At 67.0% G+C, this 25,682-nt stretch carries 25 protein-coding genes; 9 read left to right on the top strand and 16 right to left on the bottom strand.

Annotated elements, in window-relative coordinates; genetic code table 11:
* Positions 1-40: 40 nt before the first annotated feature.
* The 3 genes from G6N42_RS14220 to G6N42_RS14230 are packed head-to-tail and all read left to right on the top strand — an operon-like array spanning position 41 to position 3,238.
* The gene (locus G6N42_RS14220; RefSeq protein WP_163730171.1) at positions 41-727 is read left to right on the top strand and encodes a TetR/AcrR family transcriptional regulator; all 687 of its coding nucleotides are present in this window, start codon (positions 41-43) and stop codon (positions 725-727) included.
* Positions 699-1,634, top strand: a complete 936-nt coding sequence (locus G6N42_RS14225) for an ABC transporter ATP-binding protein (RefSeq protein ID WP_163730172.1) — start codon at positions 699-701, stop codon at positions 1,632-1,634. The genes G6N42_RS14220 and G6N42_RS14225 overlap by 29 nt, the downstream gene beginning before the upstream one ends.
* Positions 1,631-3,238: an ABC transporter permease gene (locus tag G6N42_RS14230; RefSeq protein WP_174262076.1), complete on the top strand. Its 1,608-nt coding sequence runs from the start codon at positions 1,631-1,633 to the stop codon at positions 3,236-3,238. The genes G6N42_RS14225 and G6N42_RS14230 overlap by 4 nt, the downstream gene beginning before the upstream one ends.
* A gap of 35 nt (positions 3,239-3,273) precedes the next feature.
* Here G6N42_RS14230 and G6N42_RS14235 read toward each other — a convergent pair whose 3' ends face one another.
* Positions 3,274-4,554 (bottom strand): HNH endonuclease, encoded by a 1,281-nt coding sequence (locus tag G6N42_RS14235; protein WP_163730173.1) that lies wholly within the window; start codon positions 4,552-4,554, stop codon positions 3,274-3,276.
* 206 nt (positions 4,555-4,760) lie between these two features.
* On the opposite strand from G6N42_RS14235, the gene G6N42_RS14240 reads away from it, so the two are divergent.
* Positions 4,761-5,888, top strand: a complete 1,128-nt coding sequence (locus G6N42_RS14240) for an integrase catalytic domain-containing protein (protein ID WP_232076135.1) — start codon at positions 4,761-4,763, stop codon at positions 5,886-5,888.
* 153 nt (positions 5,889-6,041) lie between these two features.
* Positions 6,042-6,650 (top strand): DUF4126 domain-containing protein, encoded by a 609-nt coding sequence (locus G6N42_RS14245; protein ID WP_163730174.1) that lies wholly within the window; start codon positions 6,042-6,044, stop codon positions 6,648-6,650.
* 21 nt (positions 6,651-6,671) lie between these two features.
* Here G6N42_RS14245 and glgC read toward each other — a convergent pair whose 3' ends face one another.
* Positions 6,672-7,886, bottom strand: a complete 1,215-nt coding sequence (glgC, locus tag G6N42_RS14250; RefSeq protein ID WP_163730175.1) for a glucose-1-phosphate adenylyltransferase — start codon at positions 7,884-7,886, stop codon at positions 6,672-6,674.
* A 136-nt stretch (positions 7,887-8,022) separates the two neighbouring features.
* On the opposite strand from glgC, the gene glgA reads away from it, so the two are divergent.
* Positions 8,023-9,186: a glycogen synthase gene (gene glgA / locus G6N42_RS14255; protein ID WP_163730176.1), complete on the top strand. Its 1,164-nt coding sequence runs from the start codon at positions 8,023-8,025 to the stop codon at positions 9,184-9,186.
* Between the two features lie 27 nt (positions 9,187-9,213).
* On the opposite strand, the gene G6N42_RS14260 is transcribed toward glgA, so the two are convergent.
* The 5 genes from G6N42_RS14260 to folP all read right to left on the bottom strand — a co-directional run bounded on the left by G6N42_RS14260 (position 9,214) and on the right by folP (position 12,312).
* On the bottom strand, positions 9,214-9,381 hold the full coding sequence (locus G6N42_RS14260; protein WP_003406247.1) for a DUF3117 domain-containing protein: 168 nt from the start codon (positions 9,379-9,381) through the stop codon (positions 9,214-9,216).
* A 125-nt stretch (positions 9,382-9,506) separates the two neighbouring features.
* Complete coding sequence (locus G6N42_RS14265; RefSeq protein ID WP_163730177.1) at positions 9,507-10,088, bottom strand: DNA-3-methyladenine glycosylase I; 582 nt, start codon at positions 10,086-10,088, stop codon at positions 9,507-9,509.
* Positions 10,085-10,459: a DivIVA domain-containing protein gene (locus G6N42_RS14270; RefSeq protein WP_163730178.1), complete on the bottom strand. Its 375-nt coding sequence runs from the start codon at positions 10,457-10,459 to the stop codon at positions 10,085-10,087. The genes G6N42_RS14265 and G6N42_RS14270 overlap by 4 nt, the downstream gene beginning before the upstream one ends.
* Positions 10,460-10,528: 69 nt before the next feature.
* Entirely contained in the window at positions 10,529-11,491 is a 963-nt protein-coding gene (locus G6N42_RS14275) for a glucosyl-3-phosphoglycerate synthase (RefSeq protein WP_163730179.1), read from the bottom strand.
* A complete protein-coding gene (folP, locus tag G6N42_RS14280) occupies positions 11,488-12,312 on the bottom strand; it encodes a dihydropteroate synthase (protein ID WP_232076581.1) in 825 nt (274 codons plus the stop codon). Before folP ends, G6N42_RS14275 begins: the two co-directional genes overlap by 4 nt.
* A gap of 151 nt (positions 12,313-12,463) precedes the next feature.
* Here folP and G6N42_RS14285 point away from each other — a divergent pair, with 151 nt between their 5' ends.
* Positions 12,464-13,000, top strand: coding sequence for a dihydrofolate reductase family protein (locus G6N42_RS14285; RefSeq protein ID WP_163730181.1), 537 nt, complete (start codon positions 12,464-12,466; stop codon positions 12,998-13,000).
* Here the strand turns inward: G6N42_RS14285 and fadD6 are convergent.
* On the bottom strand, positions 12,997-14,808 hold the full coding sequence (fadD6, locus tag G6N42_RS14290) for a long-chain-acyl-CoA synthetase FadD6 (protein WP_163730182.1): 1,812 nt from the start codon (positions 14,806-14,808) through the stop codon (positions 12,997-12,999). The genes G6N42_RS14285 and fadD6 overlap by 4 nt on opposite strands.
* Positions 14,809-14,870: 62 nt before the next feature.
* Positions 14,871-15,431, bottom strand: a complete 561-nt coding sequence (gene log / locus G6N42_RS14295; RefSeq protein ID WP_163730183.1) for a cytokinin riboside 5'-monophosphate phosphoribohydrolase — start codon at positions 15,429-15,431, stop codon at positions 14,871-14,873.
* A 29-nt stretch (positions 15,432-15,460) separates the two neighbouring features.
* Here log and G6N42_RS14300 point away from each other — a divergent pair, with 29 nt between their 5' ends.
* Positions 15,461-17,557, top strand: coding sequence for an ATP-binding protein (locus G6N42_RS14300; RefSeq protein ID WP_163730184.1), 2,097 nt, complete (start codon positions 15,461-15,463; stop codon positions 17,555-17,557).
* Here G6N42_RS14300 and G6N42_RS14305 read toward each other — a convergent pair.
* The 4 genes from G6N42_RS14305 to dapE all read right to left on the bottom strand — a co-directional run bounded on the left by G6N42_RS14305 (position 17,554) and on the right by dapE (position 22,322).
* Entirely contained in the window at positions 17,554-18,291 is a 738-nt protein-coding gene (locus G6N42_RS14305; RefSeq protein WP_163730185.1) for a hypothetical protein, read from the bottom strand. The genes G6N42_RS14300 and G6N42_RS14305 overlap by 4 nt on opposite strands.
* A gap of 12 nt (positions 18,292-18,303) precedes the next feature.
* Positions 18,304-19,425, bottom strand: coding sequence for a hypothetical protein (locus tag G6N42_RS14310; protein WP_163730186.1), 1,122 nt, complete (start codon positions 19,423-19,425; stop codon positions 18,304-18,306).
* Between the two features lie 76 nt (positions 19,426-19,501).
* The gene (locus G6N42_RS14315) at positions 19,502-21,169 is read right to left on the bottom strand and encodes an ABC-F family ATP-binding cassette domain-containing protein (RefSeq protein ID WP_163730187.1); all 1,668 of its coding nucleotides are present in this window, start codon (positions 21,167-21,169) and stop codon (positions 19,502-19,504) included.
* A gap of 85 nt (positions 21,170-21,254) precedes the next feature.
* Entirely contained in the window at positions 21,255-22,322 is a 1,068-nt protein-coding gene (gene dapE, locus G6N42_RS14320; protein WP_163730188.1) for a succinyl-diaminopimelate desuccinylase, read from the bottom strand.
* Between the two features lie 15 nt (positions 22,323-22,337).
* Between dapE and dapD the strand changes: the two genes are divergently transcribed.
* On the top strand, positions 22,338-23,303 hold the full coding sequence (gene dapD / locus G6N42_RS14325; protein ID WP_163737509.1) for a 2,3,4,5-tetrahydropyridine-2,6-dicarboxylate N-succinyltransferase: 966 nt from the start codon (positions 22,338-22,340) through the stop codon (positions 23,301-23,303).
* A gap of 15 nt (positions 23,304-23,318) precedes the next feature.
* Here the strand turns inward: dapD and G6N42_RS14330 are convergent, their stop codons facing one another.
* From G6N42_RS14330 to G6N42_RS14340, 3 genes are read right to left on the bottom strand one after another with little or no spacing between them, the layout of a single operon-like run.
* Positions 23,319-23,876, bottom strand: a complete 558-nt coding sequence (locus G6N42_RS14330) for a M15 family metallopeptidase (protein WP_163730189.1) — start codon at positions 23,874-23,876, stop codon at positions 23,319-23,321.
* 17 nt (positions 23,877-23,893) lie between these two features.
* Positions 23,894-24,250: a VOC family protein gene (locus G6N42_RS14335; protein ID WP_163730190.1), complete on the bottom strand. Its 357-nt coding sequence runs from the start codon at positions 24,248-24,250 to the stop codon at positions 23,894-23,896.
* Positions 24,250-25,665: an acyl-CoA synthetase gene (locus tag G6N42_RS14340; protein ID WP_163730191.1), complete on the bottom strand. Its 1,416-nt coding sequence runs from the start codon at positions 25,663-25,665 to the stop codon at positions 24,250-24,252. Before G6N42_RS14340 ends, G6N42_RS14335 begins: the two co-directional genes overlap by 1 nt.
* Positions 25,666-25,682 lie beyond the last annotated feature (17 nt).

Here is a 25,682-nt window from a genome sequence, read left to right on the forward strand (position 1 = left end):
CCCTTGACCGTCGGCTGAACGCGCGTTTAGCGTACTAAACATGCGTTCAGCCCCTGACGATCGGACGGCCATCGCTCGGATCCGCGATGCCGCGATCGACCAGTGGGGCAGACACGGGTTCAATGTGGGGCTCCGGACCATCGCCGAGGCCGCGGGCGTGTCCGCCGCGCTGGTGATCCACCATTTCGGTTCCAAAGACGGCCTGCGCAAGGCGTGCGACGACCACATCGCCGAGATGGTGCGCGAGTCCAAGACCGAGTCCATGCGCACCACCGACCCGTCCGACTGGCTCGCACAGGTTGCCGAGATCGAGGAATACGCCCCGATGATGGCGTATCTGGTGCGCAGCATGCAGTCGGGCAGCGACCTCGCAAAGTCGTTCTGGCAGCGCATGATCGACAATGCCGAGCAGTACATCGAGGAGGGCGTTCAGGCAGGCATTCTCAAGCCGAGCCGCGACCCGAAGGCCAGGGCGAGATACCTCAGCATGATCAACGGCGGCGGTTTCCTGCTCTATCTGCAAATGCATGAAGACCCCACCGACCTTCGGGCCGTGCTGCGCGATTACGGCGAAGACATGATGCTGCCGGCGCTGGAGATGTTCACCAACGGCCTGATGGCCGACTCGACCATGTACGACGCGTTCCTGGCACAACACGAAAAAGGCATCCCGTTCACAGCCGGAGAAGGAGATGGAAATGACGGCAGCGTCCCTACAGCGCACTAATGCTGGCGCGCGATCGGAACTCGCGGTCGAGATTCGTGGATTGTCAAAGTCTTTCGGACGAACCAAAGCGCTCGACGGCCTCGACCTCACGGTTGCGCACGGCGACATCGCAGGATTCCTCGGCCCCAACGGAGCGGGCAAGTCCACCACGATCCGCGTGTTGCTCGGCCTGCTGCGCGCCGACGGCGGAACGGTACGGCTGCTCGGGGGCGACCCGTGGCACGATGCCGTCGACCTGCACCGCCGAATCGCCTACGTCCCAGGTGACGTGACACTGTGGCCGAACCTGACCGGCCTGCAGGCCATCGACTTCCTGGCCAGCCTGCGCGGCAACGGCGTCGACACCCGCAGACGCGACCAGCTGATCGAGCGCTTCGAGCTCGACCCGCACAAGAAGGCGCGCACCTACTCGAAGGGCAACCGGCAGAAGGTGGCGATTGTCGCGGCGTTCTCCACCAACGCCGAGCTCTACATTCTCGACGAGCCGACTTCTGGACTGGACCCGTTGATGGAGAAGGCGTTTCAGCAGTGCGTCGAGGAAGTGACCGGACACGGTGCGGCGGTCCTGCTGTCCAGCCATATCCTCGCCGAGGTCGAGAAGCTGTGTGACACCGTGACGATCATTCGCTCCGGCCGCACGGTGAAGTCGGGCTCGCTCGACGAGCTCCGGCACCTGATGCGGACAACGGTAACGGTGCGCACCCGCACCGATGGGCAAGCGCTGCAACGCAGTCCGTTCGTGCACGACTTCGCGATCAACGATGGCCACTACACGTTCTCCGTCGACCGCAACGAACTCGACCGCGCCATGGGTGAACTCACCGACCTGGGCATCCTCGACCTGACCGTGGCACCGGCGTCGCTCGAAGACCTGTTCCTACGTGAGTACCAGGGAGCCTCGCGATGAGCACCGCCCTCGCAACGCACACAGCTCAACGAAACGCCGGGTTGTGGACGGGCACGCTGAGCCTCCTCCGGCTGGCCCTGCGCCGCGACCGAATTCGCCTTTCGATCTGGCTGGCGGCCTTGACGCTGATGATGGTGTACGCCCCCAACGCGATCAAGCTGGCGTATCCGGACGAGGCGCAACGTCAGGCCCGCGTGAACCTGATGAAGACGCCGGCGGCGATCATCATGGGCGGGCCGATGTTCGGCGGCAACGAAACCGACCTCGGCGCCATGATGGCCAACGAGCTCATGCTCACCATGATCGTCGCGACGTCGATCCTGGCCATTCTCACCGTGATTCGGCACACCCGCGCCGAGGAAGAAAGCGGTGCAGCGGAACTGGTGCTGTCCTCGGTTGTCGGACGCTATGCACGCACGACCGCCGCGTTGATCATGATCGGCGGTGTGAATGTCGCGCTGACGGTGACGATGACGCTGGCAATGGCCTCCACCGGTTTCGGGCTGGTCGACACCGCCGCGATGTGTCTCGGCGTCACAGGGGTGGCCATGGTGTTCGGCGCGGTGGCCGCCGTCACCGCCCAGCTGTGGCGGCAGTCGCGCACCGCCACCGGCGCCGCGATGGCCATGCTTGCGCTCGCCGTCTTCGTCCGCGGGATCGGCGACGTCATCGAGAACTCCGGCAGCGCGCTGAGCTGGTTCTCGCCGATCGCATGGGCGCAGCAGATGCGGGCATTCGTCGACGTGCGCTGGTGGCCGTTCGCCCTGCTCGTCGCCCTCACCCTCGGGCTGATCGCGCTGGCCGCAGGCCTGGAGAGCAGACGGCAGTACGACGACAGCATCATCGCGTCCACCGGCGAGCGTCCGAACGCGCACGCCATCAGATCCGTGCTAGGTCTGCATCTGGCGCTGCAACGCGGCCAGACCATTGGCTGGTCGGTCGGACTCTTCTTGGGCGGCTTGGCTCTTGGCTCGATGACAAAATCGCTGCTGGACGCCGCCGAGGAGAACGAACTCATTCAACGCGTGCTGGTGGCGCGGGGCACCGACAGCGTGTACACCACGATGACGCAGTTCCTCGCCGCCGCGGCCACCGCGTATGTCGTGTCGTCGGTGCTGCGGGTGCTCAGCGACGAAGAGAAGGGCCTCGGCGAAGCTGTGCTGGCCGGCGCGGTGTCACGCTGGCGCTGGCTGCTCACCGCCGTCGCCTCGGCACTCATCGGCTCCGCCGTGCTGATGTTCTTCGCCGGCCTGGGCAACGGTCTGGGTGCGGGTATCACGCTCGGGGAACCGGGCACAATTGTGCGGCTGACGGTGGCGGGCCTGGCCTACCTGCCGGCGATGGCCGTGATGGCGGGTATCGCGGCGGTCGGGGTCGCGATCAGAAGGGGCTGGATCGGCTGGCTTGCAGTCACGTTCGTGGTCGTATCGCTGTACCTCGGTGCGCTCTTGCGCCTGCCGAGCTGGCTGCTCGACCTTTCCCCGGTCGGCCAGACCACCGCGCCGTCGGACTACCCGGTTCTGGCCCTGGTCGTGATGATCGTCGTGGCCGCCGCCCTGACTTTCGCCGCCGGCGCCATCTATCGCCGTCGCGATGCCCTGTGAGCAGAGGGAGGGAGAATCCACCGTCTGGTGACGGATCAGGCGGCAGTCAGACCTGCGAGCTGATTGGCGACCAGCGCCTCGACGACGCTCGGCTTGAACACGACGACGTCATTGAGCAATGGCGGTGCGTGTGATTCGTGGTGCGCACCGGTCGGCGTGACGTACACCGCCTTGTGGCGCTGGCCGTCGGCGTCAAACGTATGGACTTGCCAACCAGGCGCTTCCTTGGCGTAGTTGCAAGCCTCACACTCACCGAGACCGTTGGCGCCAGCGGTGGGACCACCGCGCGCGTGCGGTGTGGCATGGTCGGTATGCCGAATCGGCGCATCGCAATAGGGCGTACGACAGGTGTCATCTCTAAACGCGATGAATTGCGCGAGACCTTTTGGAAACAGCCGTGATCGAGACTCCATCGCGACCAATGCTCCCGAGTCAGGGTGGCGATACAGCCGGCGCAGGGTGGCTTTGGACTGCTCGTCGGTGATCGCGTCGCCCGCCAGACGGCACGCGATGGCGGCCGGCACCGGACCGTAACCGGGGATGTGCGCGGGGGAGGTGCGGCCGCCAAGCAGGGTTTCATCGGTCATCACGAGGTTGACCGCGACGGGGACCGCGACGTCGGCGGGCTGACCGGTCACCCGCTCGACCAGGGTGTCGGCCATGACCTGGCCACGACCGCGGCCGTCGAAAGTGGTGTCGGCCTCGCGCTTTAGCGCCGCGTAGACAGACACACCCTGCGCCATGGGGAGTAGAGCGGTCACGTACGTCATCGCGTCGGGGGCCGGGCGGACCGTGACGGTGCGCTCGGATTGGGCAAGAACTGCCTTGTCCACGACCGCCTGCGGGTCGAGCTGGTAGGCGATGGTCTTGGCTTCAGCCTCAATTCGCTTGTCGCCGAGGCCCTCCAGTGCAGACTGGTCGGCGCACATTCTGAGGTCCAGGGTTCGGCGGTCCTCGAGCGACAGGCACGCCGACTCGCGCACGATCAGAGTCGCGCGCCATTCGGAGAGCGCACCGGCTTCCAACGCCGAGAGGGTGTGGGGCATCTCGTGGACGAGCGCCCGGGCGAAGCCGAGGTGCCGGCCGCCCCGGTTGGGGGAATCGTGGCGGGCGAGCGCGATCTCGGCGGCGAGGCCGCGCCCACGTTTGGCGGCGGGCACGCCGTCGGCCGCCTCCCGAGCACGGCGGGCCGCGTCGAGTTCGGCGGTGACTCTGGCCTGTTCGGCGGCTGCGGCGGACTTGCCGCGTTCCAACTCCGCGATGCGTGCGACCAGTGACGCCTCATAAGCGATCGGGTCGGCCACGGATTCGAACATACTTGCGACTCTACGCTTGCCTACCGACCGCGTTGACTCATCAGAAATGCGCGCGAAACGGTGATTCGTTGCCTCATCAGAAATGCGCGCGTAGGCCCAGTGGATGGGGTTGACGTTGGCACAGCGCAGAGCAATCACCGATGTGACCGCGATCCGCTACCAGGTGGCGGGTAAGCGCGGTAAGAGTCGGATCCTCGACGAGTTGTGTGCCAATACCGGCTGGCACCGTAACCACCCCGCAGGGCGCTCAAGGCGGGCTGCAGCCGAAGGTCATCAGCGCGCGTCGTCCCCGGCCAGTGACCTACGGGCCTGATGTCATCGCGGCGCTGACGGTCTGCTGGACAGTGCTGGGAATGCCGGCCGGTAAACGGCTGGCGCCGATGCTCACCGAGCTGGTGGCCGTGTTGCGGCACTTCGGGGAGCTGGCGATCAGCGACGACACCGCGGCCCTGTTGGTAACGATGTCGGCGGCCACCATCGATCGCCGACTTGCTGATGAGCGAGCCAAATACAAGATCAGAGGTCGGGTGGGCACCAAGCCGGGGTCGATACTCAAAAGCCAGATCCCGGTACGCACCTGGGCCGAATGGGACGACGCGGTGCCCGGCTTCGTCGAGATCGACACGGTCTTTCACGACGGCGGCAGCCGTGGTGGAGGCCATGCCTTCACGCTGACGGTCACCGACATCGCTACCGGCTGGACCGAGAGCCACTCACTACCTGACAGGGCGGCCAAACACATACTGGCAGCCCTCAATCACATCGCCGCCGCCATGCCGTTCCCGATCCTCGGGGTCGACTGTGACAACGGGTCGGAATTCATCAACGACGACCTGCTGGCATGGTGCCGAGATCGTCAGATCACGTTCACCCGGTCACGGCCGGGCAATAAGAACGACGGCTGCCACGTCGAGCAGAAGAACTGGACGGTCGTACGCACCGTGGTGGGCTACTACCGCTACGACACCGCCTCAGAACTGTTGCTCCTCAACGAGATCTGGCAATTGCAGTCCAAGCTGACCAACTACTTCTACCCGCAACAGAAATTGATCACCAAAGTCCGCACCGGGGCCAAGGTATCCAAGAAACACGACAAAGCCACCACCCCATTCCACCGCGCGACCGCCCACCCGACCATGACCGTCGACCGCATCGTGGGCCTGACCCGGACCTACTCGCTGATCAATCCAGCCGCCGCTCAACGCCAGATTCAGGCGTTGACCGCACAGCTCTTCACTCTGGCCACCAGCAAAGCCGGCGACGGCGCCCCACCTCCAGTGACAAAGCGCGCACGTTTACGTGAGGCAACGAATGCCCCCACGCGCGCATCTTGACGTGAGGCAACAGGCCGACAACCTGAATCGACACAATTTCAGACCGCATGGCCGAGCCAGTCGGGATCGTCGTCTTCGGCCAGCTTGTGCCGCCTCGACCCCATGCGGTCAAGGTACGAACGCGCACTGACAAGTCATGCCCATAATGCGTAAATGGAGCTGCTGACCGGATTCGGGTTGGCCACCGCCGCGGGCCTCAACGCCTACATCCCGCTACTGGCGCTCGGACTGCTGTCGCGGTTCACCGACCTCGTCACCCTGCCGCACGGGTGGGCTTGGCTCGAGGACGGCTGGGTCATGGCGATCGTCGCCGTACTGCTCGTCGTCGAGATCGTCGCCGACAAGGTGCCCGCGCTCGACAGCATCAACGACGCGATCCAAACCTTCGTCCGCCCGACGGCCGGCGGCATCGTGTTCGGGTCGGGCACCGCGGCGCAAACCAACACCGTCGCCGACCCGGGCGCCTTCGCACAGTCCGGTCAGTGGATCCCCGTCGCTATCGGTGTCGTTGTCGCGCTGGTGGTGTCGTTGACGAAGTCCACGGTGCGACCGGCCGCCAACGTGGCCACGGCAGGCATGGCCGCACCGGTGCTGAGCACGGTCGAGGACGGCATCAGCGTCGGGCTGGTCTTCGTGGCGATCCTGGTACCGGTGCTGGTGCTGGTGGCCGTCGTCGTACTGGTGTGGGCGGGGTGGCGGCTACTGCGCCGACGACGGCGCGCTCGGCCTGGGCCCACGCCGCAGGTTGGGCCCACACCGTAGGTAGGGGAGGGACAACGAAGCCTAGATCCAGACGCCCTTGCCGACGGCGACGACACCGCCGGCGCTGATCGCGAAGCGTTCGCGGTCTCTCTCCAAGTCAACGCCCACCATCTCGCCGGGCCCCACGACGACGTTCTTGTCCAAGATCGCGTGGCGCACCACGGCCCCGCGACCGATTCGGGTGCCCGGCATGATCACGCTGCCCTCCACGATCGCGCCGTCGTCGACCACGACATTGGACGACAGCACCGAATTGCGCACCGACGCCGCCGAAATGATGCTGCCCGCGCCTACCACCGACTCCTGCGCTGAGCCGCCGTTGACGAACTTCGCCGGCGCCAGATTCGCCGATTCGCCGAGGATCGGCCAGCGCCGGTTGTACAGGTTGAACACCGGGTGCACCGAAACCAGGTCCATGTGGGCGTCGTAGAACGCATCGAGGGTTCCGACGTCACGCCAGTAGCCGTGATCGCGCTCGGTGGAACCGGGCACCTCGTTGTCATTGAAGTCGTACACCGCGGCCATGCCGTCGTTCACGAGTCGCGGGATGATGTCGCCGCCCATGTCGTGATCGGAGTGGTCCTCGTCGGCGTCGGCCTTGATCGCGTCTACGAGCACTTTGGTGCTGAAGATGTAGTTGCCCATCGACGCGAACGTCTGCTCGGGATCGTCGGGCGTGCCCGGCGGATCAGAAGGCTTTTCGATGAACGCGCGGATGCGTCCCGACTCGTCGGCGTCGATGACACCGAACGCGCTCGCTTCCGAGCGCGGCACCCGGATACCCGCGACCGTGACGCCCGCGCCGCTCTCGATGTGGAAGTGCAGCATCTGCTCCGGATCCATCCGGTAGATGTGGTCGGCACCGAACACGACGACGTAGTCGGGGTCCTCGTCGTAGACGAGGTTCAATGACTGCAGGATGGCGTCCGCGGAACCGGTGTACCACCGCGGACCGAGGCGCTGCTGCGCGGGCACCGGGGTGATGTACTCACCGGCAAGCCCCGAAAGCCTCCAGTTCTGCGAGATGTGACGGTCCAGCGAATGCGATTTGTATTGCGTCAGAACGCAGATCTTCAAATATCGCGCGTTGACGAGATTCGACAGCACGAAGTCGATCAGCCGGTACGCGCCGCCGAACGGGACCGCAGGCTTGGCCCGATCGGCGGTCAATGGGTACAGCCGCTTGCCTTCGCCGCCAGCCAGGACGATACCTAGCACGTGTGGCAGTTCCCGCATGATCCAAACCTATCCGCCCCCGCCGACCGGGGCTAGGCATTCGCAGCTGTCTGTCAAGGTTATTGACACCTAATCGCATTCGAAAACAAGGAAGCGGCCCTGAGATACGGCCTTCTTTTTCGGTACCGTCGTCTCCATGCGGGTGGCGATGATGACTCGGGAGTATCCACCCGAGGTCTATGGCGGGGCAGGCGTTCACGTCACCGAGCTCGTCGCCCAGCTGCGGCACCTGTGCGAGGTCGACGTGCACTGCATGGGCGCGCCCCGCGAGGGCGCGATCGTCGCGCAACCCGATCCCGCGTTGCTGGGCGCCAACCCCGCCCTGTCGACGTTGTCGGCAGACCTCAACATGGCCAACGCCGCGGGTCAGGCCAACGTGGTGCACTCACACACCTGGTACACCGGGATGGCGGGCCACCTGGCCGCGCTGCTGTACGGCGTTCCACATGTGCTGACCGCACACTCGCTGGAGCCGATGCGGCCGTGGAAGGCAGAACAGCTCGGCGGCGGATACCGAGTGTCGTCGTGGGTGGAGAAGACTGCGGTGGAAGCCGCCGACGCGGTGATCGCCGTCAGCTCGGGCATGCGCGAGGACGTGCTGCGCACCTATCCGGCGCTGGACCCGAACCGGGTGCACGTGGTGCGCAACGGGATCGACACCGAGGTGTGGTACCCGGCCCCACCGGACGCGGGCGAGTCGGTGCTCGCCGAACTCGGCGTGGACATGACGAGGCCGATCGTCGCGTTCGTCGGGCGGATCACCCGCCAAAAGGGCGTCCCGCATTTGATCGCGGCGGCACACAGATTCGCCCCCGATACCCAGCTGGTGCTCTGCGCCGGCGCACCCGACACCCCTGAAATCGCGGCGGAGGTCACCGAGGCCGTGCAGAATCTGGCGCGCAGCCGCACCGGAGTCTTCTGGGTACGCGAAATGCTGCCGATTTCGAAAATTCGCGAAATTCTTTCCGCCGCAACAGTTTTCGTATGCCCGTCGGTGTACGAGCCGCTCGGTATCGTCAACTTGGAAGCAATGGCCTGCGCCACGGCGGTGGTCGCTTCCGATGTCGGCGGCATCCCCGAGGTGGTGGCCGACGGACACACCGGCGCCCTGGTCCACTACGACGCGAACGACCCGACGGGCTTCGAGTCGCGGCTGGCCGACGCCGTCAACGCGGTGGTGGCCGACCGGCAACGCGCCACGCAATTCGGTCAGGCGGGCAGGCAGCGCTGCATTGACGAGTTCTCGTGGGCGCACATCGCCGAGCAGACCCTCGAGATCTATCGGAAGGTGACGTCCTAGGCGCGAATGCTCGCGCTCCCGCGCCGACTAGCTGGTGACGCCCTTGAGCTCGTCGCCGAGCGCTGCCGCCTCATCTGGGGTCAATTCGACGACCAAACGTCCGCCGCCCTCCAGCGGTACCCGCATCACGATGCCTCGCCCCTCCTTGGTTGCTTCCAGTGGACCGTCTCCGGTCCGGGGCTTCATCGCCGCCATCGAGTGCTCCCTCCACATGAGCCAGCCCGCACGGTGGGCCTAACGAATCCCCTCTATTGTTCCCTATCCACGCCTTCGCGTGTGCAAAGACCCGGCGATGGCCACCTCGACACCCCATCGACAGGTCACTGAAATGTCGCTGGCACCCAGCAGTCTGCCGTGTGATCGTCGACCATTCCGGTCGCCTGCATCAGGGCGTACGCCGTCGTCGGCCCGACGAACCGGAAGCCCCGCCGCTTCAGTTCCTTGGCCATCGCGGTCGACTCCGGGGTGACCGCCGGGACGTCGGCCATGGCCACCGGACGTGGCCCCCGCGGCGGCGCGAAAGACCACAGCAGCTCGCCGAAGTCCACATCCAGATCAGCGACCGCGCGGGCGTTGGCGATGGTCGCCTCGATCTTCGCGCGGTTGCGCACGATGCCGGCGTCCTCCATCAACCTGGCGATGTCGCGGTCGCGGTAGCGTGCGACCCGCTCGACGTCGAACTGGTGAAACGCGCGACGGAAGTTCTCCCGCTTGCGCAGGATGATCAGCCACGAAAGGCCGCTCTGAAACGCCTCCAACGTGACGCGCTCGAACAGTGCAGTCGAGTCGCGCAGCGGCCGGCCCCACTCGTTGTCGTGGTAATCCCGGTAAAGGACGAAATCGTCTGGCGACAAGCGCGATTCGTCGATCCACGCACAGCGGATACGATCGTCCGCGATCACGGTTCGCCCTCTGCCTCCGACGACTGCAGCGCGTGCGCTCCGCCCTCGATGGGGCGCGGGTCCCCTTCGTCGTCTTCGATCCCGTGTGCCGCACGGACCGCGGCCAACTGCCCGCGCACCAGGTCGAGCTCCTGGCCCAATCGGTCGAGCACCCAGTCCACCTCACTGGTTTTGTAACCGCGCAGCGTCTGGCTGAACTTGACCGCCTCGACGTCGGCGCCGGTGACGCCGGAGGCCGGCAATACCGTGGCAGTCGTATCACGCGGCAACGGCGGCAACGACTCGCCACGTCCGAAGAGCACGCTGCCCAGTGCGAACAGCACGATGGCGATCAGAACCAGCACGACCAGATACAGCAGAACCAGCGTCACGTCCTCGATACTGCCCGATGCCTCCGACAGGCACCGACGGGCACCGCACCCACGTGTGCCGGCGCGCTCCTACAAGCCTGGCCGCAGGCTCTTCATCGGCGGCCGGTCGACGAGCGACACCTCTGAGGTGCGCGGTGTGAAACCGTCGCCGTCGGCAAAGAACTGTGTCAGGCCGACGCCGGAATCCGGCACTCCGCACCGCGACAACAGGGTTGCGATGACCTGTCGGCTCATCGCGGCAAGCTCGGTCAGCGGCCGGTTGCGGTGCTCCCGGACGCCGAGGTTCACCTGCGCTATCGCATCGAGGCCAAGGCGGTCGTAGGTGTCGACCAGCAGGCCGATCTCCACGCCGTAGCCGGGTGCGAACGGCACCGAGGTCAGCAGCTCACGGGTGCCCGCGTATTCGCCGCCCAGGGGCTGCAGCAAGCAGGTCAGTTCGGGGCGCAGCGCGGCGAGCAGCGGCCTGGCCACCAGCTCGGTGACACGGCCGCCGCCGTTGGCGTCCTCGCTGCCGCTGACCTTGAGTGGCCGCCGGTAAAACCCCTTGACCAGGTGCACTCCCTCAGCCGTGAGCAGCGGACCCAGGAGCTTGGGCACGAACATGGGGTCGGGGTCGATCAGGTCGGAGTCGACGAACACGACGATGTCGCCGGTCGTGACGGCCAGCGAGCGCCACAGCACCTCACCCTTGCCGGGCTGCGGTGCGACCTCGGGCAAGGCCACCTCGCGACTGATCACCCTCGCGCCCGCGGCCAGCGCGCGGATCTCGGTGTCGTCGGTCGAACCGGAATCGAGCACGATGAGCTCGTCGACCAGGCCGCCGAGCAGGGGTGTGATGGTCTCGACGACGCTTGCGACCGTCTCTTCCTCGTTGAGGGCGGGCAGCACCACCGAGATGGTGCGTCCGGCCTTGGCGGCCTCGAGTTCGGCGATCGTCCACATGGGCCGGCTCCAGCTGTTGTCGGCCAGCCAAGGGTGTGCCGCGATATCGGTGGCGGCCAGCTCCGTTGGCTGTTCAATTAGCACAGTCATGCCAGTCCCCTCACTGTGCGCGTCGGTGGACGCGTTCCGTGGATCGACGCGACCATTTCCAGTACGCGTCGAGTGGAACCCACCTCATGCACGCGGAACATGGCGGCGCCATCGGCGGCGGCCAGTGCGGTCGCAGCCAATGTGCCTTCCAGGCGTTCAGTCAGGTCCACACCCAGAGTTTCCCCGACGAAATCTTTGTTGCTCAGCGCCATCAGGACCGGCCATCCAGTATTTACAAGGTCTTTTACGTGGCGCAACAAACTAAGACCGTGATAAGTGTTCTTGCCGAAATCGTGGGTCGGATCGATCAAAATGGCGTCCCGCGCGACCCCGGAGGCGACCGCACGCTCGGCCGCGGCGGTCACCTCTGCGATGACATCGTCCACGACGCCGCGTTGGGAGACACCGTAGTTGACACGGAACGGGCGAGTGCGGGGCACCGCACCGCCGGTGTGCGAGCAGACCAAGCCGGCGCCGAACTCCGCGGCGACCTCGGGCAGCGCAGCGTCATGACCGCCCCAGGTGTCGTTGATCAGGTCCGCACCGGCTGCGCAGGCCTGCTTGGCCACCACCGCACGCCAGGTGTCGACGCTGATCAGCTGGTCGGGATAGGTGTCGCGGAGCCATTCGATGAAGGGGACGACGCGGGCGATCTCCTCGTCGACGTCGACCGAACTGCCCGGCCCCGCCTTGACGCCGCCCACGTCGACGATGTCGGCGCCGTCGGAGATCACGCGGTGGGCGGCCGTCTTGGCGGCCTCGTCCGTGAAATTGGCGCCGCGATCGTAGAACGAATCCGGCGTGCGGTTGACGATCGCCATGATCAGCGCGCGGTCCCCGGCCACCGGGCGACCCAGAAACGTCGACTGCACGCCCTCCAGGCTACGGGCCTGCGCGGAAGCGATGAGGTTTCGCCCGCGGCAGAGTCAACCCAACGACACTGAGCACCAAAATCTATAAAGAGGAGCCGCGATGCGACGGGTCGTCCTGTTTCACATGTGGTCGCTCGACGGCGTTGCAGAGGAGCCCGGCGACTGGGTTTTCGACGTCGATCAGGCGGTATTCGACAACATCGCCGAGGTGATCGGCAGCCAGGACGCCGTGCTCCTTGGCCGCGGCACCTATGACTACTGGTCGGGCCACTGGCCCAACGAGGGTGAAGAGCCGTTCCGCAGCTTCATCAATGCCACCACGAAGCACGTGTTCACCTCGCGACCGCTCGACGCGCAGTGGTCCAATTCCGTCGTCGTCGACGCCCCGGCCGAGACGTATGTCCGCGAGCTCAAGGAACAGGACGGCGGGGACATCGGCATCCATGCGAGCGTCGGGTTGGCCAAGTCGCTGCACGACGCCGGACTGATCGACGACTACCGGCTGCTGATCGCACCTACGTTCGCCGGGCGCGGGTGTCGGATGTTCGACGGCCAGCAGGAACTGCGCCGCTTGAAACTGGTCGATTCGCAGGCGACCGAGACCGGGGCGTTGCTACTGCACTATCGAAGCCGCTAGTTCTTGGGCTTCTTGCCCGCGGCGACCTCTTCCGGGTACTCGTCGTAGAACTCGACGTAGCCCTCCTCGCGACCGGACAGCACGTAGATCGGGTCCTCGATCTTCTCGGCGTCCTCGTCCCCTTCACCCGACGATCCCCCGTAGCCCTCCTTGCGCAGGTCCACCTTCTGGCTCTTGAACGTCGACGTATGTGCGAGTTCTTTGACCACCCGGACGAACAGTGGCAGGGCGTAGCCGGGCAGCTTGTCGTAGACGGCCTTGGCCAACGCTTTACCGTCGAACTCCTGACCGTCCTTGAGCTGGATCGCCGCCATCCCCGCTCGACCGCCCGCCCCCTCGACCTCGACACCGAACACCGTGGCCTCCTCGACCTGCGAATCGGTCGACACGGCGGCCTCGACCTCCGTCGTCGCCACGTTTTCACCCTTCCAGCGGAAGGTGTCGCCGAGCCGGTCGGTGAACGCGGCGTGCCCGAAGCCCTGCGAGCGCATCAGGTCGCCGGTGTTGAACCAGCAATCGCCTTCCTTGAAGGCGTCCCGGACCAGCTTCTTCTCGGAGGCCTTCTTGTCGGTGTATCCGTCGAACGGCTGGAAGTTGCTCACCTTCGACAGCAGCAGGCCCGGCTCGCCGGTCTTGACCTTGCGCACGCGACCGTTGTCGTCACGCACCGGATCCCCGGTTTCGGCGTCATACTCCACGAAAGCCACCGGCGTCGGGCAGATCCCGGTCGACTTGTCGATGTTGAGGACGTTGACGAATGCGGTGTTGCCCTCGCTGGCGCCGTAGAACTCGCACACGCGCGGTATGCCGAACCTCTCGGTGAAGTCGTCCCAGATGGCCGGCCGCAGCCCGTTGCCGATGATCACCCTCACCTTGTGCTTGCGGTCGGTGTCCTTTTCCGGCTGGTTCAGCAGATAGGCGCAGATCTCGCCGATGTAGATGAACGCTGTCGCCTTGTACCGGATCACGTCGTCCCAGAACTTCGACGCGGAGAACGACTTGCCGAGCGCCAGCGTCGCACCGGCGTTGATCGTCGAACCGAGGGCAACCGTCAGCGCGTTGTTGTGGTACAGCGGCAGGCAGCAATACAGCGCATCGTCGCTGTGCAGCCGCAGGCCGAGACCGCCGAAGCCGGCGAGCGCGCGCAGCCACCGATAGTGGGTCATCACGCTGGCCTTGGGCATGCCGGTGGTGCCCGAGGTGAAGATGTAGAAGGCCTTGTCCTTGGCCAACACCGCGGCCGTCGTCGCCGGGTCTTGGGCGGGCGCGGTGGACGCGAGGCGATCCAGTTCCTCGAGCGTCATCAGTCCGGAGGAGTCGGCGCCGCTCTCGGTGATCGGCTCGATCAGATCCGTTTCGGCGACGATCGCCTTGGCGTCGAGCAGTCCGATGCTGTGGGACAGCACATCGCCGCGCTGGTGGAAGTTCAGCATGCCCGCGATGGCGCCGCATTTGACGATGGCGAGCATCAGCAACACCGTCTGCGGCGAGTTGCGCAGCATGACGCCGACGACGTCGCCGTGCCCGACACCTCGCGCGGCCAGCACCGCGGCGTAGCGGTTAGCTGTCTCGTTGGCCTGGCGGTAGGTCAGCTCCTGATCCTCGAACCGAAGGAACGGCTTGTCGCCGTAGCGCGCCGCCCGGTCCTGGAAGACCTTGCCGATCGACGTCTTCGCGGTGGGGCGCGCCATGAAACCGGTCATCGCGCCGCGCAACATCACGGGTGCGTCCATCAGCAGATGCGGTACCCGGGCGGCGATGTCGAGCAGACCGACGCTGCTTCGGACGCCGGATTTCTGGTCGGCCATGCGGTGAGTCCCCTCCGGTGTTCACTGATTGAACACCACCCTATCGGCGTGGGTCTCGACGATCACCCACGTGGTTGGCAGGCGGCAAGAGCGGCCTCGACGTCGTCGACGACCACCAGCCGGTCCAGCGCCCGGTGGGTGACGTAGCCCGTGTCGATCAGCCCGTGCAGCCAAGTGAGCAAACCGGTGTAGTGCCCGAACGGGTCGAGCATCACCACCGGCTTGTCGTGCATACCCAGGTAGCCGGCGGTCCAAGCCTCGAAGAACTCCTCCAATGTGCCGATGCCACCCGGCAGAGCTATGAACGCATCGGCACGGTCCTCCATCGTCTGCTTGCGCTCGCGCATGGTGTCGGTGACGACGAGTTCGTCAGCGTCGACGTCGGCCACCTCGCGATGCACGAGCGCCTTGGGGATCACTCCGACGGTATGGCCGCCACGGGACCTGGCGGCGGCCGCCAACGCGCCCATCGCCGACACGTTCCCGCCGCCGGATACCAGCGTCCAACCACGCTGCGCAATCGCGGACCCGACCTGCTCGGCCAGGGTCAGCAGCTCAGGATGCGTCGGCCCTGACGCGCAGTAGACGCAGACCCCCCATTCTCGGTCGAGTTCGCCGGACACACGCTAAAACCTAGCCATAGACTGCCGCCGTGCCAGTGGAGTGGGTAACCGTGCCGCTTGAACCGGCACTGCAGACACTCGAAGCCGGCTGGGGAACTCGCGCCGGAACAGTGATCATCGGCCCCGCCGGAGTCGGCAAGAGCACGCTGGCACGCGCCGCGGTTGCGCGTCTGGGGACCGAATTCGACCGGGTGGATTGGGTGATTGCGACCGCGCCCACCGCCACCATTCCGTTCGCCGCATTCAGCCACCTCATCGAGGTACCGGACACCGGCAAGACCGCGGAGGTGTTGCGGAACGCTCGTGAGTCACTCGGCGACGGCCGCCTGTTGGTGGTGGACGACGCCCACCTGCTGGACAAGCTGTCGGCGGCTCTGGTCCATCAGCTGGCCGTGAGTGGCGCAGTCAAGCTCATCGTGACGGTTGCGCCCAACGGACCTGTGGCCGAGGAGGTCTCGGCGCTCTGGGACGATGACCTGCTCGACCGAATCGAGCTGCAACCCGCCGGCCACGACGACAGCAGAGTAGCGACGCTGGTCGAGCAATTCGTCGCGGCGCTACCCCCCACCGCTCACCGGGTCTTGGAATACCTGGCCGTCGACGATCCGCTCCCGCTGGCTCAAATCTCCGGGTTGGTGAGCCGCGAAGCCGTCGCCGAGGCGGAGGCCGCAGGCGCGATCGTTGTTGACGACGACCAGGTGCGACCCGCCCATCCGCTGTTCGTCGACGCCGTGCGCGACGCACTGGGTGGACCGGACCTGCGCCGACTGCGCACAGAACTCGTCGAGCGCCTGGGCGCCGCACCCCCTCGAGACGTGGTCGACCTGCTGCGACTGGCCGTGCTCGCCCTGGACGCCGACCGGCCGCAGCCAACCGCCGAATTGGTCAAAGCCGCCCAGGAAGCGCTCCGCCTCGGCGACCTCGAGCTATCCGAGCGTCTCGGACGGGCCGCGCTGCAACGTGCGGCGTCCCTGCCCGCCCGGCTGACGCTCGCCTACGCCCTGGCCTGGCAGGGTCGCGGCCGCGACGCTGATTCCGTTCTGGCGCAAGTGGATCCGTCGACCCTGTCCGAAGCCGAGTTGATGGCGTGGGCGTTGCCGTTGGCCGCCAACCAATTCTGGATGCTGTCAGAGCCGGAAAAGGCCACGGCGTTCCTGAAGTCGACGCGAAACAAGGTGTCCTCGCCCGCCGCCCGAACCACCCTGGATGCGTTGTCGGCGACGTTCGCGATGAACGCAGGCGGTCCGGCCCGGGCACTGCAGATTGCGGACGAGGTCCTGAAGTCCCCGGCGGCCGACGACACCGCGATCGGGTGGGCATCGGCGGCCGCGGCGTTGAGCTCGGCCCGCATGGGACGGTTCTCCGACGTCGACACATTCGCCGAACGGGCCATCGCCGCCGGGCATCCGGGACTGCTGCGGTTCACCAGTGGCTTCGGCCAGACGACGGCGCTGCTGATGGCGGGCGACCTGGACAGCGCACAAGATCTGGCTCAGCAGCTCACCGACTTCGCGCAGCTGCAACAGCCCGGCCGCGCCATCGGCGAGGTGCTGGTGGCCGACGTGCTGATCGCAAAGGGCGAACTCGAGTCGGCGGTTCGGCTGCTGCGCCGGGCTGCGGCGGCCCTGGCGCCGACAGGTTATTCGTGGGGCCCGCTGGCGTGGATGCTGTTGGCGCAGGCACTCGGCCAGCAGGGCTCGACGGTCGAGGCGGGAAAGGCGTTGTCACGCGCGGAATCTCGGCACCGCTTGAAGTCGATGCTGTTCGCGCCGGAACTCGCGCTGGCACGCGCGTGGACGATGTCGGCGCGGGGCGACAAGCACGGCGCCGTGACGGCGGCACGCGACGCGGCGCGCAGCGCCGAGCGTGGCGGACAGACGGCGGTCGTACTGCGGGCCCAGTTCGATGCGGCCCGGCTCGGCGACCTTCGCGCAGCCGACGCTATCGCACGGGCGAGCGTTGAATGCGACTGCGCGCTTGGACAATTGGCGCTCAGCTACGCACGCGCACTTGTCGGCCGCGACGCGGCGGGCCTGCGCGAGGCGGCACAGCGATTGACGGCCATCGGGATGCACCGCGCGGCCGCCGACGCCGCCGCACAGGCAGCCGACGCCCAAACCGACTAGAGCCTGCGGCCCAGATCCTCTTCGGCGGCGTGACGCGGCTGCTCGGGTGGTGCGACAGGCGCCGGGCCCGCACCGGACGCGCTCTCCCGAGGTCCGGAAGCCAGGTTGCTGTCGTCAGCACGTTGCAACGGCTCGCGGTGCTCTTGCTCCGGTGCGGGCGGTTCGTACGGGCGATCTTCCCGAGCGGCGCGCTCCTCGAGGCGTTCCACCCGCTCTTCGAGCGGGTCACGGCCCGGCTGCCCGGGATGCTGACCCGGCACACCCGGTGGTGGAGCACTCCCGGCAAGCGCCGCACCGACCGGCGCACCGCCGACCGGAGACTGACCAGACTCGCCGCCTCCGCCGCCCTGGGCGGCCTTCATCGCCTGTTCGATCAGCGATCCGAACATGCCGGACCCACCCTGGGCCGCCTGCGAGGGCGCCCCGGCCAGCTGGCCCGCTTGCTCGCCGAGCTTGCCCAGCATGCCGACAACCTGACCGACGGACTGCGATCCGGACTCGTCGGACGCCGCGTACGCCACCTGTGCTTCGCCCACCTTTCCGGAGTACGTGTGCTCCTTCGCCTGCAGCGCCGCGACATTGGCTGTCAACTGGGCGGCCAGCGTGGGAAGCACGGCGGAGATCGTCGCACTCATCGCGTCCGGACCCGGCGGAAGCATTGGTATCTCGGGTAATTCGACGGAAGCCGCGTTCCAGCTGATGCCCTCCGGTTTCTTCAGTGGGCCAAGCGACACAGTCCTCCCCTATCACCAGTCATCGTCAACGTCGTCCTCGTCCAGATCGTGATCGAGCGGTGCGGGGACCGCGAGGCCCGGCGACGTGCCGCCGCTTTCGCCGCGCATACCGCCCATCATCGGGCCCATGCCGCCCATCCCGGCGCCCGCGGCCATCGGCGCCACACCGCCGACCGCACCGGCGCCTGCCAGCGCGCCCTCTGGCGGGGCGGTGGACACCGGCTTGGCATTGCCAACGAGGTTCGCCATCAACGGCGTCTGCGACGGCACACCGCCCGAGCCGGGCAGCGATGCCGCGCGCACCATGCCGGAGCCGCCGCCCGCACCGCCGCCGCCCGCCAGCGGGTGATTGGAGAAAGCCGAGAACGGCAGCCCCGCCGCGCCCATCGAATCCGATTTACCACCCTGCCCGAACATCGACGTCAGCTGCTGCAGCGGTTGGGACAGCTGCTGCAACGGCTGCATCATCTGCTGGGGTAACTGCATCAGCATCTGCGGGAGCTGACCCGCCATCGACCCCAGCTGGCTGAGCATCTGCATCGCCTGGTCAGAGCCGCCACCGGCCTGTTTGGCGGCCTCCTCGGTGGAGTCCTGCGCCTCCTTCGCGCCGGGCACCGTCGGTGCGCCGGGCAGTGGGAGGCTGGGCGGCACGCCAAGGGTGTTGGCGAGCTCGGTCGTATTGGTGGTCACGTTGGCCATGTTCTGCGAAAGACCCATCATGACCCGGCTGCGGGCCAGCTCGGCAGCGTTGGGGAGAGGCATCGCGGCGATCGCTTCAGCTTCGGCCTGCGTCTCCTGCGCGATGGTGTTGGCCAGGAGTTTCGTCTTGACGACCGAAGCCTCCATGGCGCGCAGCTTGACCGCGATCGCGGTGGCGTGCGCGGCGTTGGCTTCGTGACCGCCGATGATCGTGGTCGCCTCGCCCGCGGCGGCCATCGATCCCGAGCCTTCCCACACATCGGTGAGCTTCATCAGCTGCCCCTGCTGCTGAGGGACCACTGTGCCGCTGATCTTCGCGGCAAGCGCCTCGAACTTGGCGGCCGTCGCCGCCAGCATCTCCTCGTCGACGTTCGGCCAGCCCGGGCCGGTCACTGTCTGACCCCCGTACGGGCTCGTATCGGGCTCGATCGCCATAGGGACCAAATTTACCGCGCCCGCGGTAGCTGCCGGTCCACAAATTCTGTCCGTCGAGATCGGCGATCAGCGCGGACTAATCCGAGTGCAACCGTCCGAGCGATAGCCGCAAGGTGCGCTGGACACCGATCTCCGCCAGGAACCGCTCGTCGTGGCTGACCACCACGAATGCCCCCTGATAGGCGTTCAACGCCGATTCCAGCTGCCCGACGCTGACCAGGTCGAGATTGTTGGTCGGCTCGTCGAGCAATAGCAGCTGCGGCGCCGGTTCGGCGTAGAGCACGCATGCCAGCGTCGCGCGCAACAGTTCGCCGCCCGAGAGCGCCGAGACCGGCAGGTGGATGCGGTTGCCGCGAAACAGGAACCGGGCCAGCAGGTGCATCCGCCGGGTTTCGGAAAGGCTGGGCGCGTACGCGGCGAGGCTTTGCGCGACGGTGGCGTCGGGGCTGAGCAGGTCGAGTCGCTGAGACAGATACGCCACGCGGCCGTCGGCACGGGCGACGGTTCCGGAGTCGGGCGCCGCTTCCCCTGAATCTGATGTCGCCGCCGGGGCGGCTCCGGCGATGATGCGCAGCAGCGTCGACTTGCCCGCGCCGTTGGGCCCGGTGAGCGCGATGCGTTCAGGGCCGCGGATGGTCAGATCGGCATCGGTGACCAGCGCCCGGCCGCCGCGGTGCGCGGTCAGGCCTTCGGCCCGCACGACCATGCGCCCAGCGGGAACGTTCGTCTCGGGAAGCTCCAGCACCAGCACGTCGTCATCGCGCAGTGCGCGTTCCGCCTCGTCGAGACGGTTCTTGGCGTCGGCGACACGCGCCGCGTTCACCCCGTCGATCCGGCCTGCGGACTCCTGCGCTCTGCGCTTCATCGCGCCCGCGACGATCTTCGGCAGCCCGGCATCCTTGATGTTGCGCGCGGCCGTGGACGACCGCTTCGCCGCGCGCTCGCGCGACTGCTGCATTTCGCGCTTCTCGCGCCTGAGGTGTTGTTCGGCGTTGCGGATGTTGCCCTCGGCGACCCGCTGCGCCTCGCTGACCGCTTCTTCGTACATCGTGAAATTGCCGCCGTAGAAAAGCATTTCGCCGTGTTCGATGTCGCCGCCGGGGCGGCTCCCGCGGTGCAGCTCGGCGATGCGGTCCATGCGGTCGAGCAGCACGCGGTCGTGGCTGACCAGCAGCAGACAGCCGGTGAAGTCGTCGAGCGCGTCGTACAACTTGTGCCGGGCGTCGACGTCGAGGTTGTTGGTCGGCTCGTCGAGCAGCAGGACGTCGGGTTGTGCGAGCAGTTGCGCGGCCAGCCCGAGGGAGACGACCTCGCCGCCGGACAGCGAGCCCAGCCGCCGGTCGAGCTCGAGGTGGCCAAGGCCGAGCCGGTCGAGCTGGACGCGGCCGCGTTCCTCGACATCCCAGTCGTCGCCGATCGCGGCGAACACGTCGTCGCCGGCGTCACCGTCGGCCAACGCGTTGAGTGCGTCGATGACGTGCGCTATGCCCAGCACTTCGGCGACGGTCTTGTCCGTAGTGAATGGCAGCGTCTGCGGCAGATAGGCGACGGAGCCGTCGACGCTGATCGAACCGCCGGTGGGTTTGCGATCGCCGACGATCAGCTGCAGCAGCGTGCTCTTACCCGCGCCGTTGGGGGCGACCAGGCCGGTGCGGCCCTCGCCGAGGGTGAACGTCAGATCCGTGAACAGCGGGGTGCCGTCTGCGAACGCGAATGACAAAGCAGAACAAGTGATGGAAGACATGCGAGAGATCTCTCGTAACTGAAACGACTGAAATCGGATTGCCGGAGTCGTTGTCTCACCGCACGCTTCCAGCGTACGGACGCGGTCAACCGATTAAATATCTCCGCAGCGTGTCGGTGGCCGCGGTGATGGCTGCGGTGTCGACGCGCTCGTCGACCCGGTGGGCAAGGTTCGGATCACCGGGCCCGTAGTTGACGGCGGGGATGCCGAGCGCCGCGAACCGTGCGACGTCGGTCCAGCCGTACTTCGCCCGCACCTGTCCCCCGGCGGCATCCACCAGCGCCGCGGCGGCGGGTGCGCTGAGGCCCGGCAGGGCACCGCTGGCCGAGTCGGTCAGCTCGATCTCGACATCGAGCCCGTCGAACACCTCGTGCACATGCGCGGTGGCGTCGGCGACGCTGCGGTCCGGGGCGAACCGGAAGTTGACCGTCACCGAGGAGGCATCGGGAATCACGTTGCCCGCGATCCCGCCGTCGATGCGCACCGCCGACAACCCCTCGCGATACGTGCAGCCGTCGATGTCGACGTTGCGCGCCTGATACGCCGAAAGCCGGTCCAGCACGGCGCCGAGCTTGTGGATTGCGTTGTCGCCCAACCAGGATCGCGCCGAGTGCGCACGGGTGCCCGCGGCTCTGATGACGACGCGCAGCGTGCCCTGGCAGCCGGCCTCGATGTACCCGCCGGAAGGCTCGCCGAGGATGGCCACGTCGGCCTGCAACCACTCGGGCAGCTCGCGTTCGATGCGGCCGAGACCGTTGGCCGCCGCCTCGATCTCCTCGCAGTCGTACATCACGAGCGTGATGTCGTGCTGGGGCTCGGTGACCGTCGCGGCCAGGTGCAGGAAGACGGCGTCCCCGGATTTCATGTCCGACGTGCCACAGCCGTGCAGTTCGCCGTCGGCCATCCGGCTGGGCAAGTTGTCGGCGGCGGGAACGGTGTCGATGTGTCCGGCGAGCAGCACGCGCGACGGCCGGCCCAGGTTGGTGCGGGCGAGCACCGCGTCGGCGTTGCGCACGATCTCGAATCCGGTCGTCTGCTCGCGCAGGGCGGCCTCGATCTCGTCGGCGATGCGTCGCTCGCTGCGCGATTCGCTGGGGATGTCCACCAGCGCCGCGGTCAAGGCGATCGGGTCGCCGTGCAGATCAAGAGCCACCTGCCTGACGTTAGTCTGAGCGGCGTGACTTCTGCTGCAGGTATAGGCCTGGCGACACTCGCGGCCGACGGAACCGTCCTGGACACGTGGTTTCCGGCACCGGAACTGGGCCCAGAATCGGGCACGGACGGCCCCGCGGGCACGACCCGGCTGTCGGTCGCCGAGATTCCGGAAGAGCTGGGCGTACTGACCGGCCCCGACGAGGACCGTGGCGTCGAGATCGTGGCCGTCCGCACCACCATCTCGTCACTGGAGGACAAGGCCACCGACGCCTACGACGTGTATCTGCGGTTGCACCTGTTGTCCCACCGGCTGGTGCCGCCGCACGGACTGAACGCCGACGGCTTCTTCGGTCTGCTGACCAATGTGGTGTGGACCAATCACGGACCGTGCGCGGTCGAAGGCTTCGAGATCGTGCGGGCGCGACTGCGCCGACGCAGCCCGGTGACCGTCTACGGCGTCGACAAGTTCCCCCGAATGGTGGACTACGTGCTGCCGTCGGGAGTGCGCGTGGCCGACGCCGACCGTGTGCGCCTTGGCGCGCACCTGGCCTCCGGCACCACGGTGATGCACGAGGGCTTCGTCAACTTCAATGCGGGGACCCTGGGCAATTCGATGGTGGAGGGCCGCATCTCGGCGGGCGTGGTCGTCGGGGACGGCTCCGACGTCGGCGGCGGCGCGTCGATCATGGGGACGCTGTCGGGTGGCGGGACCGAGGTGATCTCGGTGGGCCGGCGCTGCCTGCTCGGTGCCAATGCCGGGCTGGGTATCTCGCTGGGCGACGACTGCGTGGTCGAGGCCGGTCTCTACGTCACCGCGGGCACCAAGGTGCAGACCGCCGACGGCCAGACGGTCAAGGCGCGCGAACTCTCGGGTGCCAACAATCTGCTGTTCCGGCGCAATTCGGTGACCGGAGCCGTAGAGGTGGTCAAACGGGACGGCACCGGCATCACGCTGAACGAGGCCCTGCACGCCAACTGAGCGCGTCAAATCTCCTCAGCCCGTCGCGTTCGGTTTCAGCGGCGGGCAGCGGCCCTGGTCATCGGTTGCCAGTTCGAAATGCCAGATCTCATTGGCATAGATCTGGCACAGGCCGAACGGCCTGCCGTTGGCGATCAACCATCTGTCGGCTTCCACCGGGGTGATGTCGACGGCCCTGCCCTCGACATGTTTGGACGTGTCCGGCGACGCGACGAACTGCCGTGCCACGTCGACGCTCCCGTAGGTGCGCACCCCGTCATCGAACAAGCGCTGCTGGAATCCCCTTGTGCGCCAACCCGAATTGATACGGATGTCGACGTTCTCGGTCGCGGCTTGGCGCGTGGCTTCCTGAATCGCGGACAGCAGTGCGGGGTCCAGCAGTCCGACGATGGGGTTGGCCACGTCGAAGGGGCTCAACGTGACTCCGTCGGGCAGCCAGCCGCCGAAGGTGTCGATCGCTCCCGTTCCGATGTCGAGCGATCCGCCGGTGTCGCCGGGCGGCGGCGGTGGCGGCGGTTGCGCGTGCGCCGTCGCACACGAAGCCAGCAGCAGCGCGCCCACTACCGCGGACACGCGGAACACCCGCACGGTCAATCGTCTGTGGCAGCGAGAATGCAGAATTCGTTGCCCTCCGGGTCCGCCAGCACTACCCAGCTCTCGTCGCCCCGCTGCCCGACGTCGACCCGCCGCGCACCAAGGGCCAGCACCCGATCCACTTCAGCCTGCTGATCGTCGGGACGGAAGTCGAGGTGAATGCGATTCTTGACCACCTTCTCGTCGGGAACCGCGATGAAAATCCAGTTCACTCCGGCACCGGGAGGTGCGTGCAGCACGACGTCGCCGTCCTCATCGACGTCATGCGGCCAGTCCAGCACCTGTGACCACCAGCGACCCAGAGCTGTGGCGTCGCGGGCGTCGATACAGATCTCGTCGAATTTCAAGCCCATTACTCGGCTCCCCCTCGTTGCGCCAGCTCCTTCTTCAACACCTTGCCCATCGCGTTGCGCGGGAGGCTTTCGACGACCCGCACCTCCCGCGGTCGCTTGTGCACCGAAAGCTCCTGGGCGACAAAGTCGATGAGCGTCTGCGGATCCGCATCGCCGACGACGAACGCGACGATTCGCTGGCCGAGATCGTCGTCCGGGACACCCACCACGGCGGCTTCCGTCACGCCGGCGTGCCCGAGCAACGCGGTCTCGATCTCCCCGGCACCCACCCGAAAACCGCCGGTCTTGATCAGGTCGACCGACTCGCGGCCGACGATGCGGTGCATACCGTCGGCATCGACGACCGCAACGTCGCCCGTGTGATACCAGCCGTCGGTGTCCAGCACCTCGGCGGTCGCGTCGGGACGATTGAGGTAACCGTCGAACAATGTGGCACCCCGAAGATGAAGCCGTCCAATGGTTTCACCGTCATGCGCCACCGCAGCACCGGACTCGTCGAGTAGCCGCGTTTCGATTCCCGTCAGCGCCAGGCCGACCCACCCAGGCCGGCGCTCACCGTCGGCGCGCGTGCTGATCGTGATCAGCGACTCGGTGGACCCGTAGCGTTCGATGGGTCGGTGTCCCGTCAGTTCGGCGAGCCGCTCGAAAACGGGAACCGGCAGCGGTGCGCTGCCGGAGACCAGCAGGCGAGCGGACGCGAGCGCCGACGCCGACGCGGAGTCGTCAGCAATCCGCGACCACACGGTGGGAATGGCGAAGTACAGTGACCCCCCTGCGGCGGCGTAGCGGTCGGGTTTCGGTTTTCCGGTGTGCACGAACCGATTTCCGATGCGCAGCGAACCGAGCAGACCGAGCACCAACCCGTGCACGTGGTACAGCGGCAGTCCATGCACCAAAGTGTCCTCGGGCGTCCACTGCCAGGCCTGCGCCAGCGCGTCGATGTCCGCGGCCACGGCGCGCCGGCTCACGATCGCCCCCTTGGGCGGACCCGTGGTGCCCGACGTGTAGATGATCAGTGCCGTCGCATCGGGGTGCGGTTCCGCGTAGCGGTGCCACGAGCGTGCGTGCATCCGTACGGGTATGTGCTGCAGCCCGCCGGTGTCCGCCGGCTTCTCCCCCAGCCACGCCTGGGCACCGGAGTCGGTGAGGATGTGTGCACGTTCGGCAATTCCGACGTCGGCGGGCACCGGGACCACGGGCACCCCGGCGATCAGGCAGCCCGTCACCGCCAGCACGGTCGTGGCGGTCGGGGTCGCGAGCACGGCGACACGGTGTGCACCTGCCACGCGCTCGGCGACCGAGGTCGCGGCGCCGACCAGGTCGCTACGGCTCAGCACCGCTCCATCGATGCGCACGGCGTCGCCGATGTCGGCGCCTGCCGCCACTGTCGCGGGGTTCAAGGAGGACAGCAGCACGTTCGTGAGGATACTGG

Source organism: Mycobacterium gallinarum, assembly GCF_010726765.1.
Taxonomy (GTDB): domain Bacteria; phylum Actinomycetota; class Actinomycetes; order Mycobacteriales; family Mycobacteriaceae; genus Mycobacterium; species Mycobacterium gallinarum.